Source organism: Nocardia sp. NPDC127526 (assembly GCF_042672265.1).
Classification (GTDB): domain Bacteria; phylum Actinomycetota; class Actinomycetes; order Mycobacteriales; family Mycobacteriaceae; genus Nocardia.
The window spans coordinates 39,617-53,664 of sequence record NZ_JBHXVO010000027.1 but is presented as its reverse complement, the minus strand read 5'-3'; the positions used below and the strand labels follow the sequence as shown (position 1 = coordinate 53,664).

Genomic DNA, 14,048 nt, shown 5'->3' with positions numbered 1-14,048 from the left:
TAGCAATGGTGCTACCCAGCCGGAGGATGACGATGGGCCAGCAACAGCGCGCCGAACTGGCGGCCTTCCTGCGCGTGGCATGCCGAATTACGGCCGCGGGACGTGGGTTTGACACCGGACCTGGAATCCGGCCGCTGCACGCCCGGCCTGCGCCGCGTAGGAAGTCGCCGAGCTGGCCGGGGTGACATCTCATTGTTTGACACGATCACCCGCCAAATAGGCTGTGCCCAGCACGAGCTGGGAGGGTTTGATGGTCGAGAGTTGGGCCGAGCTTGCCAAGGAAATGGTCAAGTTTCATGAGGAGCAGATCGAGGCGATTCTCGAGGAGCTGGCCGAAAGCTACGAAAACGATCCGTGGACAGAGCTCTACATCGAGGTCAGAGACCGCAAAACAGGTCGCTACGTACGGTTCTCGATCCGGAACTACGACGAGGTCGTAATCACCATCCCTGTTCCTCAAGACACTGCGGAGCTCTGGCGTATCGCCGATATCTTGGGCCACCCCGGTTCGTCCTGGCGGTACCGGGATCACTACCCTGATTGGACATCTGGGTGGGCGCATCAGTTCACTGACGCGGACGACCGCATGCAGGTCACCCTGCCACTGGTGGAGGCGATGCACTATGGGCTCGGTATGCGTTTGGAGCACTTGAGGATCCGTCTTTGGAGCGATGAGGGCCCGCTGTACAACCACTATCGGCTACAGTCCGATCGCCCGACCGAGTGCGGCGCGGCGGCTCGGTGCACGAGATGGGCGGATTTCGTCGATCGACTCGATTGGACGTTGCACACCCTGCCTCCCGAAACCGGATTGATTCTTTCGACGGACAAATCCCCGATGGTTGTGCAGTTCATGCATGTACGCGACGGTAGGCTGTTTGCCGATGCCGTTTCCCAAGACCTCGCCGGTCTGGATGCGGACCAGTTCAATACCAGGATGATCGATCTCGGCTGGCGCCCGCCTGATGGCAGCTACCCGAACTGGCAAGCTCCGGCCGCTACCGCCGGAGCTGAACCCAACCTTCGCGGGGCAGCGCGACGCGCCATGGCGACATTGCGCGATGTTTACGGGATCGACTCACCGCAAGATCTGAGATTCTCGGCCTTCTGCGAGACCGGCCACAGTCTGTACTACCTTCCTGATGAGCTCGGTCTCGCCCGCGCCACTGAACAGAGCGAGGTGAACAGCTAGCCCGGATTTGCGGTGGTGCTCGCTGCAATGCGCTCACATGCCGCTGGTCGCGCTGATCGAACCGGCCAGGGCACCAAAGAAACGACTGAGCCCCACCCTGTTAGCCGACGTGTGCGATTCCACTCTCAATTGCGGAGATCAGGGCGATTTACTTACGACACAGCATGGAGTGATGATGGATGATCGGTATATGTACGGCGTCGAGCCGACTGCCCCGACGAATAAGCGTTGGCCGCGGCTGTGGCGATCGACCGACGGGAACGAACAGTACTTCTCGGTGCCGGACGGCTGCTGGTATCGGGCCACACCGAAGTATTGGCTGATACCTGTGACAGAGTCGGTAGCCGCCGACATAGAACACGATGCGCCTGCGCGTACACGGTATTGGGCGGTATACCCGTGGATGGCGCACGTCGACTACTTCGACGTCGAGCGCACGGAACAAGACCTCGAACAGCCCTCGACCATCGTTCGCTATCAACAGAATGGTGCGACGGAGCATTTCCTTGCCAGCGAGGGGTGGGTGCCCAGCCAAATCCTGAGCGCCTATTTCAACCCTGGTGATAGTTTCCCGGATTTCATGGTGGAGGTCAGCGAGGTCGAGGCTCGCTCATTCGTGTCAGGTCTTCGAGTCGCCGGACGTGCATAGCCCACCTGAGGCAACGGACGCAGGCACTGAACATGACCGAGACGGCCGCCGACCGCGAGGCCGCCGACGATCGCCGCCGTTTCATCTGCGACCTCGCCGACTCCCGAATCCAGCCCACCACGTTCGTTGAGTCCCTGTGCCCGGCAACGGAACGCCAGCCGCTGGCCCTCATGTCCCGAGCGGGTGTGATGCTCGGGGTCGGAATCGCTATTTCCTGTCGGGCAATATCGCTAGTGTCGAGCGCATGGACGCGGTGCAGGTGCAGAAGAAGCTCGAGCTCTCTCCCGATGAGGATTTCATCCTCACGGTGTGGCAATACCGAATGATGCAGCGCGACATCGCCGCCTCGAATGGCAAGTACCTTCCGTCCAAGCGCGAAGTCCGCAATGCCTTCCGCGACAGGGCGGTTGCGGCCATCATGCAGCGTAAGCAGGAAGACTGGTCCCCCGCTGTTGCCGAGGCGGTCAACCAGATCTTGGCGGAGGACGAGTCTCCGAATCTTGAGGCGCTCGAATCCGTTGGACCAGAGATCTTCTCGGTAGTGGTGAGAAAGGTCACGAGCTCTGCTTCTGCTCATCGACTTGTACGGCTTCGAGCCGTGGGTGGAGGGCAAGTGGGACAAGGCTGTTCGCGCTGAGGTTCTCATCGCAGCTCATAGATCGATGGATCGGCTGCATCCCGAAGACCTCCATGCGGTGGAAACCGCATACAAGGACGCGATCAAAAGCTGTCGAAGGCGAGCAACTGGAGCAAGTACGCGCTCCTCGCCGGGGCCGGCCTCGGACTCGGGGTCCTGACCGGGGGTCTCGCCGCACCAGTAATCGGAGGAGCATACGGAGCGCTTGTTCTCGGCTATTCGGGCGCGGTGGCAACGTCCGCGGGCCTGGCCGCGATCGGCGGCGGTTCTCTCGCTGCAGGTGGTCTCGGCATGGCCGGTGGCACCGCCATCATCACCGGCTTGAGTGGTGCCGTGGGTGCAGGGGCAGTCACGCTTGCGGGTAAGGCCTCCGGGTCGCGGGTTATCGTCAATTCAGGATTTCGCCACGCACAACGGTCGACAGCCGATCTCGCCAGGTCTGCAGCTGTTCGGGTGTGAGGCGCGTCCAGTCGGTGATCTCGCCAACGATGCGCAGCGGGGCGCTACTGCGGTACGACCGGGTCGGGTTACCCGGAAACTTCTTGTCGGTCACGTTCGGGTCATTCTCGAACGGCCCGGTCGGCTCTACCGCGTATACCCGCGGAATCGCGTCGCCCTCCGAGAGTTCTGCGGCAATCTCCGCGGCGAGGCCGGCCCCATCGACGAGCGCGGTGAAATAGATGTGGTTCATCACGATCTCGGGACGGTAGTTGGATGGGCGGCCCGCGGTGAGGAACTCGCCCACGCGCAGATCCGCGATCGTGCCGTGGAAGAACGGTCCATCATCGAGCTTTCCGGACACATGAATCCTTTCCTCTGCCTGGTGGGACGAGCGATTCTGCCGCATGGCCCGGGTCTTGCCGCAAGCCCCGGCCTGTGTCATATCCTGAAGGTAGAGGTCGGGGGGCGAGTAGTGGAACCTCACCTGGTCCTGGTTCTGCAGATTCCGCGCTGAGGCGCGTCAGGCCGCGCGGCGGTCGGTGCGTGTGGTGGTGCGGTGCGCGGCGCGTGCGCCCCGCACCACCAGCGGCAGCACCCACGCTGACGCCAGCTGATCGGATCCGATCGAACCGATGCCCAGTCGGTTGTGTACGAATCCGACGGAGATGCCGGTTCCGGGGTCGGCCCAGCCAAAGGAACCGCCCATGCCGATGTGGCCGAAGCCGGTGCGGGCGCCGGGCATCGGGAGTGAGTGGTAGCCCATGTGCCAGAGCATGGGGATGTAGAACAGGGCGTGGTCGAGGCGGTAGGACTCGATTCTGCGCATGGCCTTGACGGTGCACGGGGAGAGGAAGCGGCGGCCGGCGATCATGCCTTCGTTGGCCAGCGGGCTGTAGAGGGTGGCCAGGCCGGTGGCGGTGCAGACGCCGTTGCCGGCGGGGAGTTCGGTGGCGAGGATCGGCGGGATGTCGCCCTCCAGGAAGGCGTCCAGGCCGGGCAGGAACAGGGCGCGCGCGGCCGCACCGGGAGCGCCGGGGAAACCGTAGGCGCGGCCCAGCACCAGCGACACATAGGTGGTGCCGACCGGGGCGAGACGGTTGCCGAGCAGGATGGCGGCGGTGGTCGTGCTGCCGACCGGCGGGGCGCCCAGGTGAATGCCATCCGTGCCGAGGGGTTCGGCGATCTCGGTGCGGAACAGTTCGCCCATGCCGCGGCCGGTGACGGCGCGGGCGAGGCCGGCCAGCAGCCAGCCGAAGGTCAATGCGTGATAGGTCGGAATGCCCAGCAGGTGATCGGGTTTCGCGGCCGCGAGGCGCTCCTCCATGAGGCGGTGGTCGAGCACGTCGTCGATGCCGCGGGCGATGGGCGGCAGCCCGGACAGGCCCGCGCGGTGCGAGAGCAGCTGCCGCACCGTGATCCGCTCCTTGCCATTGGCCGCGAATTCCGGCCAGTAGGCGGCGACGGGCGCGTCGTAGTCGATCAATCCGCGATCGGCGAGCCGGTGGATCACCGTGGCGGCAATGCCCTTGGTGGCCGAGAAGACGATGGATCCGGTGTCCGGCCCCCATTCCCGGCCGGGCGCGCAGTCGCCGACCCGGATCTCGACGAGCGGTTCGCCGTGCCGGAGCACCGTGAGCGCTCCCCCACCTCCGGGATGCCCGCCGACCAGGCGCGCGAAAGTTCGTACCAGCGGACCGAATCCGTCGACCGCGTACCCGCCCACACCGGTGGGCAGGCCCGAGAGTCCCGGGGAGGAAGCGACATTGCTCACCCTCACCACGGTACGAGCGGATACCAAGGCCCGGCAATGACCGGATCAGACAGTTATTTCCTTTGCCTCAGAGGTTATTTCGAGTGTCCGAAGGGTGATGGACATGTGACCTGGACCAGCGATGTCGTGATCACGACGGGGCGATCCGGCGCCTGCGGGCCGGGCGCGCGGATCGAGTCCGGCCCGCGGGGTCGGTGCGTACCCTGGGTTTATGCGCGCGCTGCGGTCGCTGCTGCTGGCTCTGCTGGTCGTCATCGCCTTCGTGCCGGGATGTTCGCAGTCCCGGCCGGAGCCGGCGCCGCGTGTCACCGGGGATTGGCACGGCACCATCGAGATGCCGGACAACCGGCTGGCGGTGGGCGTCAACTTCACCAATGACCGCCGGGGCACCATCGACATTCCGGCGCAGCACGTCATGACGCTGCCGCTCGCCGACGTGCAGACCGATCGGAATCTGGTGGCCTGGGCGATCCCCGAGGTCGACGGGGACCCATCCTTCCAGGGCAGCTACGACGCGGGTTCGAACCGCATCACCGGCGAGTTCACCCAATTCGGGAAGCAGGCGCCGCTCACGCTGACACCCGGGCGGGTGCCGACCCCGCCGCGGCCGCAGGAACCGCAGCCGCCCTTCCCGTACCGCTCCGAGGACGTCAGCTATCGCAGCGGGGAGATCACCGTCGCGGGCACGCTGACCCTGCCGCAGACGCCCGGACCGCATCCGGCCGTCGTGCTGGTCACCGGCAGCGGGCCGCAGGACCGCAATGAGAATCTGCTGGGCCACAAGCCGTTTCTGCTGCTCGCGGACGTGTTCACCCGCGCCGGGTACGCCGTGCTGCGCGCCGATGATCGCGGGGTGGGCGGCACCGGGGGCAATCTCGACCACTCCACCTATCAGGATCTGACCGACGATATCGCCGCCGGCGTGAGCTTCCTGCGGAGCCGCTCGGAGATCGACGGCAAACACATCGGTTTGCTCGGGCACAGCGAGGGCGGATATCTCGCGCCGCTGGCGGCCACGCGACCCGACAGCGGAATCGCCTTCGTGATCCTGCTGGCCGGGCCCGCGGTGACGGGCTCGGACGTGCTGCTCGAGCAGACCGAACTCATGCTGGCCGCGGAGGGCGCGACGCCTCAGGAGGTGTCCAGCGAGATCGGTTTCCTGTCCGGGCTGTCCAATATCTTCCGCATCGGGGATTTGGAGGAGGCCCGCCGGTTCGCGCATCACCACAATGAGAACCTGCCCGCCGAACAGCGCGCGCCCAAGGAGGCGGTGGACGCCCTGGTGACCCAGTACATGGCGTCCCTGGTCGTCTACGATCCGGCGCCGGCGCTGTCCGCGCTGCGGATTCCGGTGCTCGCGGTATTCGGCGGCAAAGACATTCAGGTGCCGGTCGCCCAGAACGAGGGCCCCATGCGCACCCTGCTGGCCGCCGCCCCCGATGCCACCGTGCACGTCTTCGACGGCCTCAACCACCTGTTCCAGGCCGCCGACACCGGGCTGCCCGACGAATACGCCACCATCGACACCACCATCGACCCGCAGGTTCTCGGCTACCTCACAGCGTGGCTGACCCGAGTCGCCCCGCCGCGCTAGATCGTGGCGCGCACCGGTTTCCGCTGGGAGAGTGGTGGGGTGGGAATTTACGAAGACCGGGTGCTACCCCGGATCGTCGATCTGACGTGCGGGTCGAAGTATCTCGACCCGGTCCGGGAGCAGACCTGTGCCGGACTGCACGGCCGCGTGGTCGAAATCGGCTTCGGATCCGGGCGCAATGTGCCGTTCTACCCGGAGGGGGTGAAAACCGTGAGCGCGGTCGAGCCCGCCGATCTGGGCTGGCAGATGGCCGCCGGGCGGCTCGCGACCGCCACGGTCCCGGTCGAACGGGCCGGTCTGGACGGGCAGTCGCTGCCGTTCGAGGACAACAGCTTCGACTCGGCGCTGTCCACCTGGACGCTGTGCACCATTCCCGATGTCGAAGCGGCCCTGGCGGAGGTGCGGCGAGTGCTGGTGCCCGGCGGCACTTTTCACTTCGTCGAACACGGGCTCGCGCCGGACCCGAAGGTGCAGGTCTGGCAGCACCGGTTCAATCCCGTGCAGAAGCGGTTCGCCGGCGGCTGTCATCTGAATCGCGATATTCGCGGGCTGGTCGAGGGCGCGGGCTTCGAGATTCGCGAGATCGACCGGTTCTACCAATGGCCGAAGACCATGGCCTCGTTGACCCGGGGCGTCGCGGTCTCCGCCTGAACAACGCAGCGCCCGCTGCATGAAATACGCAGCGGGCGCGGGTGTTTCCAGGGGTTCGGGGCGCAGCCCCTGAGAGCCCCCGAGAGTTGGGGCTACCAACCGCCGTACGGGACGGTGATCAGCTCCATGTAGTGACCGCTGGGATCCTCGAAGTAGATTCCGCGACCGCCATCATTGTGGTTGATCTCGTTGACGCCCTGCTTGCGCGGATCGGCCCAGTAGGTGAGCCCGCGCTCCCGAATCTTCGTGTAGGCCGAATCGAATTCGTCCTCCGAGACCAGGAATGCGTAATGCTGCGGTTGAATGTCACCCGGCAGATCCGGGGGCACCGTAGCGAGATCGAAGGTGACGCCGTTGCCTACCGCGATCGGAATGAACGGCCCCCATTGATCTCCCATTTCCAATCCGAGAATGTCGCCCCAGAATTCGGCGGATTCCCGGTTGTCCTTGCATCCGACAATGGTGTGGTTGAACTGAATAGTGATTGGATTTCTCCTGTGCTCGTGGCGGTCCCGACCCTGGACCGGTACAAGTCGGCCGACAGGAGCACCGCCACGCATTCGAAGTTAGCCAAGTATCGCCGGCTTCGCCAAGTCCCTTGTGCCAGAGGCCACATCGACGCCGCATCGCCCTGGTCAGCGCGGTGCGGAGTACTCCTGTTCCGGGCGGCCGGTGGAGCCGTAGCGCAGTTGCATGCGCAGGCCGCCGGTGGCCACGAGGGCGGCCAGGTAGCGCTGGGCGGTGGCGCGGGAGATGCCGATGGCCGCCGACACCTGGGCCGCGGACATGGGCGCGGTGGAGCTGCGGACGGCTTGCAGGACAAGATCTTTCGTCGGGGACAGGGCGGCCGCGGTGGACGGGGCGGACGGGCCGCCGGAGGGGGCGGCGGGGCGCAGGGCCGCCAGCGCGGACTCGACCTCGGCGGCGGAGACCTCGGGGGACGACAGGATGCGGCGGTAGCGCGCGTAGCCCGCCAGGCGGGCGGCGAGGGCGGCGTGGTCGAAGGGTTTGACCAGGTAGGCGAGGGCGCCGGCGGATACGGCCGCGCGGACGGTCTCGGATTCGGTCGCGGCGGTGAGCATCATGGCGTCGAAGCGGATCTCGCGGACCAGGTCGACGCCGGAGCCGTCGGGGAGGTAGACGTCGACCAGGGCCAGGTCGAAGGCGCCGGCGGCAATCGCCTCGCGGGCCGCGGCCAGGGTGTTCGCGGTCGCGCCGATGGCGAATCCCGGCAGGGCCGAGACGATTCCGGCATGCAGATTCGCCACCCGGAAATCGTCGTCGACGACCAGGACGTTCAGATCTCCTCGGCCCACGCCGATTCACCTTCCTTCAACACACACGGCAGGCGGGCAATGAATTCCGCGCCTTTCAATGCGAACTCGGGGCCGCGCCCGGGATCGGCCAGCCGGACATCGCCGCCCAGGGCGCGCGCCACCTGACGTGACAATGCCAGGCCGACGCCGCGGCCGCCCGGCACACCGCGGTCGGGGCGGGTGGACACGCCCTCGGTGAATATCGAATCCGCCAATTCCGGCGGTACTCCGCCACCGCTGTCGGCCACGGCGATGTGCAGCGTATCGCCCTCCTCGACCAGCTCCACTTCCACGATCCTCTGCTCGGCGGCCTCGTCGGCGCGGGCGGCGTCGATGGCATTGTCCAGGAGGTTGCCCAGCACGGTCGTGACGTCCACCGGGGCAACGAGATTCCCGTCGACCCAGGTATTCGGTCCGAGGCGTAGCTGGACCCCGTTCTCGCGGGCGTGCGCGGCCTTGGCCGCCAGAAACGCCTGCAGGTAGGGGTCGCGGATGGCGTCCACGCCCGGCATGGCCGCACCCAGCGGGCCGGAGCCGAGCAGGCCGTCGAGATAGCGGGCCGCCTCCTCCGGGCGGCCGGTGTGCAGCAGGCCGCTGAGCAGGTGCAGCCGGTTGGCGAACTCGTGCCGCTGGGCGCGCAGCACGGTGCTCATGGAGCGGACCGCATCCAGCTGGCGGGTCAGGGATTCCACATCGGTGCGGTCGCGCACGCTGAGCACCGCCCCGAGCGGGCGGCCCTCGCGCGTCACGGTGCGGGCGGTGAGGACCACGATGCGGTCGCCGACCGCGGCCTGCACGGGCAGGCCGTCGGCGGTGCGGAAGGCCTCCAATACCCGTGGGGTGAGCCCGATTCCGTCGACGGCATCGCCATTGCCCGGGTCGATGCCGAGCAGCCGGCGGGCCTCGTCGTTGACGACGGTGACCCGCCAGCGGGCGTCGACGGCGACCACGCCCTCGCCGATACCGTGCAGCACGGCGTCCTGTTCCCGCACGAGCTCCGCCAATTCGGACGGCTCGAGGCCGAGCGTCAGGCCGTGCCAGCGACGAGCCAGCAATACCGAGGCGGCAATGCCCGCCAGCAGTGCGCCGACGACGAACAGACCCGCCTTGCGCAGATCGCCGAGCAGTTGCTCGCGCACGGCCGTGGTGGAGATGCCGACGCTCACCTCACCGACCACGCGGCCGGTATCGCCGGTATCCGGCGCCAGTACCGGCACTTTGGCGCGCACCGATTCGCCGAGCGTGCCGTGCTCGCGGATCACCACCTCCGAGCCCGCCAGCACGCGCGAGGGATCGGTGCTGACCATCTCGCCCAGGCGGTCCCGGTCCGGATGCGCGAGCCGCAGTCCCGCGTCATCGGTGATGACCACGAACAACGCACCCGTCCGCAACCGCGCCTCATCGGCGATGCGCTGCAACGACCCGTCCGCGAGCTCCCGCTCCCAGTCCGGTCCCGGTTGCGGCGACATCGCCGCATAGCGCGCGACCTCGACCCGGACTTCCGGATCCGAGGCCACCGTGCGCGCGATGGCCAGCGCCCGCTGCCCGTATTCATCGGAGAGCCGCTGATTGCTGACATAGGCGAATACCCCGAAGGCCAAGCCCAGTGTCAGGCCCACCACGCCGATCTGCAACAGCACGATCTGGGTCCGGAGCCGGACGGAACGGGGGCCTAGCGAGAACACGGGCCACAGTCTAGACAATGCCCCGCAACCCCTGAGCAGAACGCGCAAAACGTCCGAATTGCCTCTTGTGCGGGTAGCGCACACAACTCGGTCCGGTGTGACCCGAGCCACCTACATTCGCTTCCATGCCCACAAGTGCGGCAGGACACAGGAGCTAGAAATGACCAATCCGCTCATCGAACGCAACGGCGCGCCGTTGATCGAATTGAGGGGCGCCACCAAGCGCTTTCCCGGCACCAACGGCGGCGTGCACACCGCGGTGCGCGACCTGAACTTCACGGTCGCGCCCGGCGAGTTCGTCGCCGTCGTCGGCCCCACCGGCTGCGGCAAGTCCACCACGCTGTCGCTCGTCTCCGGGCTCGAGCCCGCCTCGGCCGGACGCACCCTGGTGCGCGGCGCCGATGTGCGCGGCATCCCGGACGGCATCGGCTACATGTTCCAGCAGGATGCCGTGCTGCCGTGGAAGACCGTGCTCGACAATGTGGCGCTGGGACCGGCCTTCACCGGCGTCGCCAAGAAGCAGGCTCGCGAGCGCGCCGCGGCGTGGGTGGCCAAGGTCGGATTGGCCGGGTTCGAGGGCTACTACCCCCATCAGCTCTCCGGCGGCATGCGCAAGCGCGTGGCGCTGGCGCAGACCCTGGTGAACGAGCCGGAGATCCTGCTCATGGACGAGCCGTTCAGCGCGCTCGACGTACAGACCCGCCAGCTCATGCAAGACGAGCTGCTACGGGTGTGGTCGGGCACCGGGTCGGCGGTCATCTTCGTGACCCACGATCTGGAGGAGGCCATCGCGCTGGCCGATCGCGTGGTCGTCATGACCGCGAGCCCGGCCACCGTGTGCGGCGATTTCCGGGTGACCCTGGACCGGCCGCGCAATGTCGAGGAGGTCCGGCTCACCGAGGAATTCCGCGACCTCTACAAGGAAATCTGGGAAACGCTGCGCGATCAGGTCGAGGCGGCTCGCACGAAGGGAGCGGCCCGTGTCGCTTGATGTCATGCCCAGGATCGCCGAGCCCGCACCGGAATTCGTGGCCGAGACCGAGGAGCAGATCCTGGCGCGGGTGCGCACCTCCGCCCGCCGCGCCAAGGCCCGCACCTGGGGGCTGCGCGCCCTGCTGGTGGCGCTGTGGCTGGGCTCCTGGGAGCTCACCGCCAGCCTGTGGATCGATCCGTTCTTCTACTCCAAGCCCTCGCTGATCTGGGATCGGCTGGTCGAATGGTTCACCGAGGGAACGCAATTCGGTTCCATCTGGCTGCAGCTGTACACCACCGTGCAGGAGGCCGTGCTCGGCTTCGCCATCGGCACCGTGGCCGGTGTGGTGCTGGGCGTGCTGCTGGGCCGCAGCCGCTACTGGGCCGATGTGCTGGCCCCGTTCATCAAGGCGCTCAACGCGGTTCCGCGTATCGTGCTGGCCTCGCTGTTCATCATCTGGTTCGGCCTGGGGCTGAGCTCCAAGGTGGCGACCGTGGTGGTGCTGGTGTTCTTCGCGGTGTTCTTCAACGCCTTCACCGGCGCGCGTGAGGTGGACGGCAATGTCATCAACAATGCGCGCATCCTGGGCGCCAGCCGCCGCCAGGTGCTGACCTCCATCGTGCTGCCCTCGGCCACCACTTGGATTCTGTCCAGCCTGCACACCGCCTTCGGTTTCGCGCTCATCGGCGCGGTGGTCGGTGAATACGCCGGCGCCAGCAAGGGTTTGGGCCTGCTCATCTCGAATTCGCAGGGCACTTTCGACGCGGCCGGCATCTACGCGGGCATGATCATCATCACCGCGGTGGCGCTGATCGCCGAGTGGATCATCGGCATGGCCGAGAACCGGCTGCTGAAGTGGCGGCCCTCGCAGGCCTCCGCCGGGCACGGGATGTGAGGCGCGATGAAGTATCGCAAGTCTCTCGCCATCATTCTGCTCGCGGTCTCCTCGCTGCTGCTGGTGACGGGTTGCCGTGACTCCCGGCGCATTCCGATGGAGAACGGGCGGCCGCAGATCACCATCATGGTCGGCGGCCTGGAGAAGGTCATCTATCTGCCCGCCATGCTCACCCAGCAGCTGGGCAACTTCGAACGCAATGACATCGATGTGAAGCTGCTCGGCGAGCAGTCCGGCGCGAATGCCGAAACCGCGCTGCTCACCGGCGATGTGCAGGGCGTGGTCGGCTTCTACGACCACACCATCGATCTGCAGGCCAAGGATCAGTGCATCCAGACCGTGGTGCAATTCGCCGATGTGCCGGGCGAAGTCGAGCTGGTGTCCACCGAGGACGCCGCGACCATCAAGTCGCCCAGGGATTTCGCGGGCAAGAATCTGGGCGTCACCTCGCTGGGTTCGTCCACCGACTTCCTCACCCAGGGCCTGGCCGGTCAGGCGGGGCTGAGCACCGAGGACTACACGCGGGTGAAAGTCGGTGCGGGACAGACCTTCATCGCGGGCATGAACCACAATGGCATCGACGCGGGCATGACCACCGACCCGACCGTGGCCAAGATGGTCAGCTCCGGTGAGGCGCAGATCCTCATCGATATGCGCAATGAGGAAGGCACCCGCGCCGCCCTCGGCGGGCTGTATCCCGCTGCGTCGCTGTACATGCGCTGCGAAACCGTCGAGGCGCATCCCGATATCGTGCAGAAGCTGGCCAATGCCTTCGTGCAGACGCTGCAGTGGATCGACACGCACTCCCCCGAGGAGATCGCGGCCAAGATGCCACCGCAGTACGCGGGCGGCGATCCGGAGCTGTACGCCAAGTCGGTGCGTGATTCCATCGTCATGTTCAACGGCGACGGCCTCATGAAACGCGAAGGGGCGGAGAACGTCCTGCGCATCCTGGGCGAGTACTCCCGCAATGTGAAGCCGGTCCGCGACCGCATCGACCTCGACAAGACGTACACCAACGCCTTCGTCGAAAGGGCTCTGCGGGCGAAAGCGCCGTAAGCCGACAGACGGAAGCCCCTCCCGTCATTCCGGCATGCTTTTGGCCGGAATCCACACCAGCGCGGTGGATTCCGGCCAAAAGCGCGCCGGAATGACGAGGACTCCTGCGCCGACGCGCTCAGTCCGGTATCGCGACCGGCGCACGCCGCGAACGTCGCAGCGCGTCACCGGTGAAGACCGCCAGCGCCAGCCAGATGAGCGCGAACCCGGCCCACCGCGACGGCGGCATCGCCTCGTGCACCACCAGCACACCCCAGGCCATCTGCAGGGCCGGAGTCAGATATTGCAGCAATCCCATGGTGGACAACGGCACTCGCGGCGCGGCCAGCGCGAACAGGATCAGCGGCACCAGCGTGACCGGCCCGGTGACCATGAGCAGCGCCGAATGCGACCAGCTCGACCCGAAACTCGCGTTCCCGGTCACCGCGAGCACGACCATGATGGCCACCGCGAACGGCGCCGCCACGATCCCCTCCGCCGCCAGCCCCGGCAGCGCCTCCAGCCGGATCACCTTCTTCACCAGCCCGTACGTCGCGAACGTGCAAGCCAGCACCAGCGCGATCCACGGCGGCCGCCCATAGTCCACCGTCAGCACGATGACCGCCACCGCACCCAAACCCAGTGCCACCCACTGCATCCGCCGCAACTTCTCCCGGAAGATGATGACCCCGAACGCCACCGTCACCAGCGGATTGATGAAGTACCCCAGCGCCGCCTCCACCACCTGCTCCGACATGATGGCGTAGACGTACACCCCCCAATTGAGCGAGATGGCCAGCGACGCCACCGCCGCCAGCCGCCAGGTCCGTCCACCGGCCCGCCACAACTCCCGCATCCGCCCCGCAACCAGCAGCGCCAGCATCGACACCACCAGCGTCCACAGAATCCGGGAAGCCAGCACCTCGACCGGACTCGCGAACGTCAGCAGCCCGAAGAACGCCGGAAAAGCCCCCCAGAGGAAATAGGCCCCCGCCCCGAACGCCACCCCCGCATCCCGCCCCGCACTCCCCCGGTGATTCTCGGACACTGCGGCGGCCCCGGTCTCCGGGGCGGAGGATCGCTCTGGCACCTCTCAACGTTAGCGTAAGCAACGATTCAGCGACATCGAATAATCATCCGATCATCACCGGATTGTCGGCCGCGTCCAGTGGCACTTCAGGGCATTTTCAGCCGGGCGCTCTAGGC

Annotated in this window: 14 protein-coding genes; 8 read left to right on the top strand and 6 right to left on the bottom strand. The window is 66.7% G+C overall.

Annotation, left to right across the window (positions count from 1 at the left end; genetic code table 11):
• Positions 1-250 precede the first annotated feature (250 nt).
• The 3 genes from ACFVIV_RS31085 to ACFVIV_RS31075 all read left to right on the top strand — a co-directional run bounded on the left by ACFVIV_RS31085 (position 251) and on the right by ACFVIV_RS31075 (position 2,478).
• Positions 251-1,192 carry a hypothetical protein gene (locus ACFVIV_RS31085; protein ID WP_379202446.1) on the top strand — a complete coding sequence of 314 codons (942 nt, stop codon included), beginning with the start codon at positions 251-253 and terminating at the stop codon, positions 1,190-1,192.
• Between the two features lie 37 nt (positions 1,193-1,229).
• Positions 1,230-1,841 carry a hypothetical protein gene (locus ACFVIV_RS31080; RefSeq protein ID WP_379202444.1) on the top strand — a complete coding sequence of 204 codons (612 nt, stop codon included), beginning with the start codon at positions 1,230-1,232 and terminating at the stop codon, positions 1,839-1,841.
• Positions 1,842-2,085: 244 nt separating this feature from the next.
• Entirely contained in the window at positions 2,086-2,478 is a 393-nt protein-coding gene (locus ACFVIV_RS31075) for a hypothetical protein (protein WP_379202442.1), read from the top strand.
• A 388-nt stretch (positions 2,479-2,866) separates the two neighbouring features.
• Here the strand turns inward: ACFVIV_RS31075 and arr are convergent, their stop codons facing one another.
• Together arr and ACFVIV_RS31065 are read right to left on the bottom strand one after the other, a co-directional pair.
• A complete protein-coding gene (gene arr / locus ACFVIV_RS31070; protein ID WP_379202525.1) occupies positions 2,867-3,280 on the bottom strand; it encodes an NAD(+)--rifampin ADP-ribosyltransferase in 414 nt (137 codons plus the stop codon).
• A 159-nt stretch (positions 3,281-3,439) separates the two neighbouring features.
• Positions 3,440-4,690, bottom strand: a complete 1,251-nt coding sequence (locus ACFVIV_RS31065) for a serine hydrolase domain-containing protein (RefSeq protein ID WP_379202440.1) — start codon at positions 4,688-4,690, stop codon at positions 3,440-3,442.
• A 211-nt stretch (positions 4,691-4,901) separates the two neighbouring features.
• Here ACFVIV_RS31065 and ACFVIV_RS31060 point away from each other — a divergent pair, with 211 nt between their 5' ends.
• Positions 4,902-6,284: an alpha/beta hydrolase family protein gene (locus ACFVIV_RS31060; RefSeq protein ID WP_379202438.1), complete on the top strand. Its 1,383-nt coding sequence runs from the start codon at positions 4,902-4,904 to the stop codon at positions 6,282-6,284.
• Positions 6,285-6,323: 39 nt separating this feature from the next.
• Positions 6,324-6,935: a class I SAM-dependent methyltransferase gene (locus tag ACFVIV_RS31055; protein ID WP_379202437.1), complete on the top strand. Its 612-nt coding sequence runs from the start codon at positions 6,324-6,326 to the stop codon at positions 6,933-6,935.
• Between the two features lie 92 nt (positions 6,936-7,027).
• Here the strand turns inward: ACFVIV_RS31055 and ACFVIV_RS31050 are convergent, their stop codons facing one another.
• The 3 genes from ACFVIV_RS31050 to ACFVIV_RS31040 form a co-directional block, all read right to left on the bottom strand.
• A complete protein-coding gene (locus ACFVIV_RS31050) occupies positions 7,028-7,420 on the bottom strand; it encodes a VOC family protein (protein ID WP_379202523.1) in 393 nt (130 codons plus the stop codon).
• Positions 7,421-7,570: 150 nt separating this feature from the next.
• Positions 7,571-8,251 carry a response regulator gene (locus ACFVIV_RS31045; protein WP_379202436.1) on the bottom strand — a complete coding sequence of 227 codons (681 nt, stop codon included), beginning with the start codon at positions 8,249-8,251 and terminating at the stop codon, positions 7,571-7,573.
• Positions 8,233-9,936, bottom strand: a complete 1,704-nt coding sequence (locus ACFVIV_RS31040; protein WP_379202435.1) for an ATP-binding protein — start codon at positions 9,934-9,936, stop codon at positions 8,233-8,235. Before ACFVIV_RS31040 ends, ACFVIV_RS31045 begins: the two co-directional genes overlap by 19 nt.
• A 160-nt stretch (positions 9,937-10,096) precedes the next feature.
• On the opposite strand from ACFVIV_RS31040, the gene ACFVIV_RS31035 reads away from it, so the two are divergent.
• From ACFVIV_RS31035 to ACFVIV_RS31025, 3 genes are read left to right on the top strand one after another with little or no spacing between them, the layout of a single operon-like run.
• Entirely contained in the window at positions 10,097-10,927 is an 831-nt protein-coding gene (locus ACFVIV_RS31035; protein WP_379202433.1) for an ABC transporter ATP-binding protein, read from the top strand.
• Entirely contained in the window at positions 10,917-11,804 is an 888-nt protein-coding gene (locus tag ACFVIV_RS31030; RefSeq protein ID WP_379202431.1) for an ABC transporter permease, read from the top strand. Before ACFVIV_RS31035 ends, ACFVIV_RS31030 begins: the two co-directional genes overlap by 11 nt.
• A gap of 6 nt (positions 11,805-11,810) precedes the next feature.
• On the top strand, positions 11,811-12,863 hold the full coding sequence (locus ACFVIV_RS31025) for an ABC transporter substrate-binding protein (RefSeq protein ID WP_379202430.1): 1,053 nt from the start codon (positions 11,811-11,813) through the stop codon (positions 12,861-12,863).
• A gap of 118 nt (positions 12,864-12,981) precedes the next feature.
• Here the strand turns inward: ACFVIV_RS31025 and rarD are convergent, their stop codons facing one another.
• Entirely contained in the window at positions 12,982-13,890 is a 909-nt protein-coding gene (gene rarD / locus ACFVIV_RS31020) for an EamA family transporter RarD (protein WP_379202521.1), read from the bottom strand.
• Positions 13,891-14,048 lie beyond the last annotated feature (158 nt).

Excerpts from the sequence above, each read along its gene's own strand:
- ACFVIV_RS31085 (WP_379202446.1), top strand. The coding sequence starts at position 251 with ATGGTCGAGAGTTGGGCCGAGCTTGCCAAGGAAATGGTCAAGTTTCAT.
- ACFVIV_RS31080 (WP_379202444.1), top strand. The coding sequence starts at position 1,230 with ATGCCGCTGGTCGCGCTGATCGAACCGGCCAGGGCACCAAAGAAACGA.
- ACFVIV_RS31075 (WP_379202442.1), top strand. The coding sequence starts at position 2,086 with ATGGACGCGGTGCAGGTGCAGAAGAAGCTCGAGCTCTCTCCCGATGAG.
- ACFVIV_RS31060 (WP_379202438.1), top strand. The coding sequence starts at position 4,902 with ATGCGCGCGCTGCGGTCGCTGCTGCTGGCTCTGCTGGTCGTCATCGCC.
- ACFVIV_RS31035 (WP_379202433.1), top strand. The coding sequence starts at position 10,097 with ATGACCAATCCGCTCATCGAACGCAACGGCGCGCCGTTGATCGAATTG.
- ACFVIV_RS31025 (WP_379202430.1), top strand. The coding sequence starts at position 11,811 with ATGAAGTATCGCAAGTCTCTCGCCATCATTCTGCTCGCGGTCTCCTCG.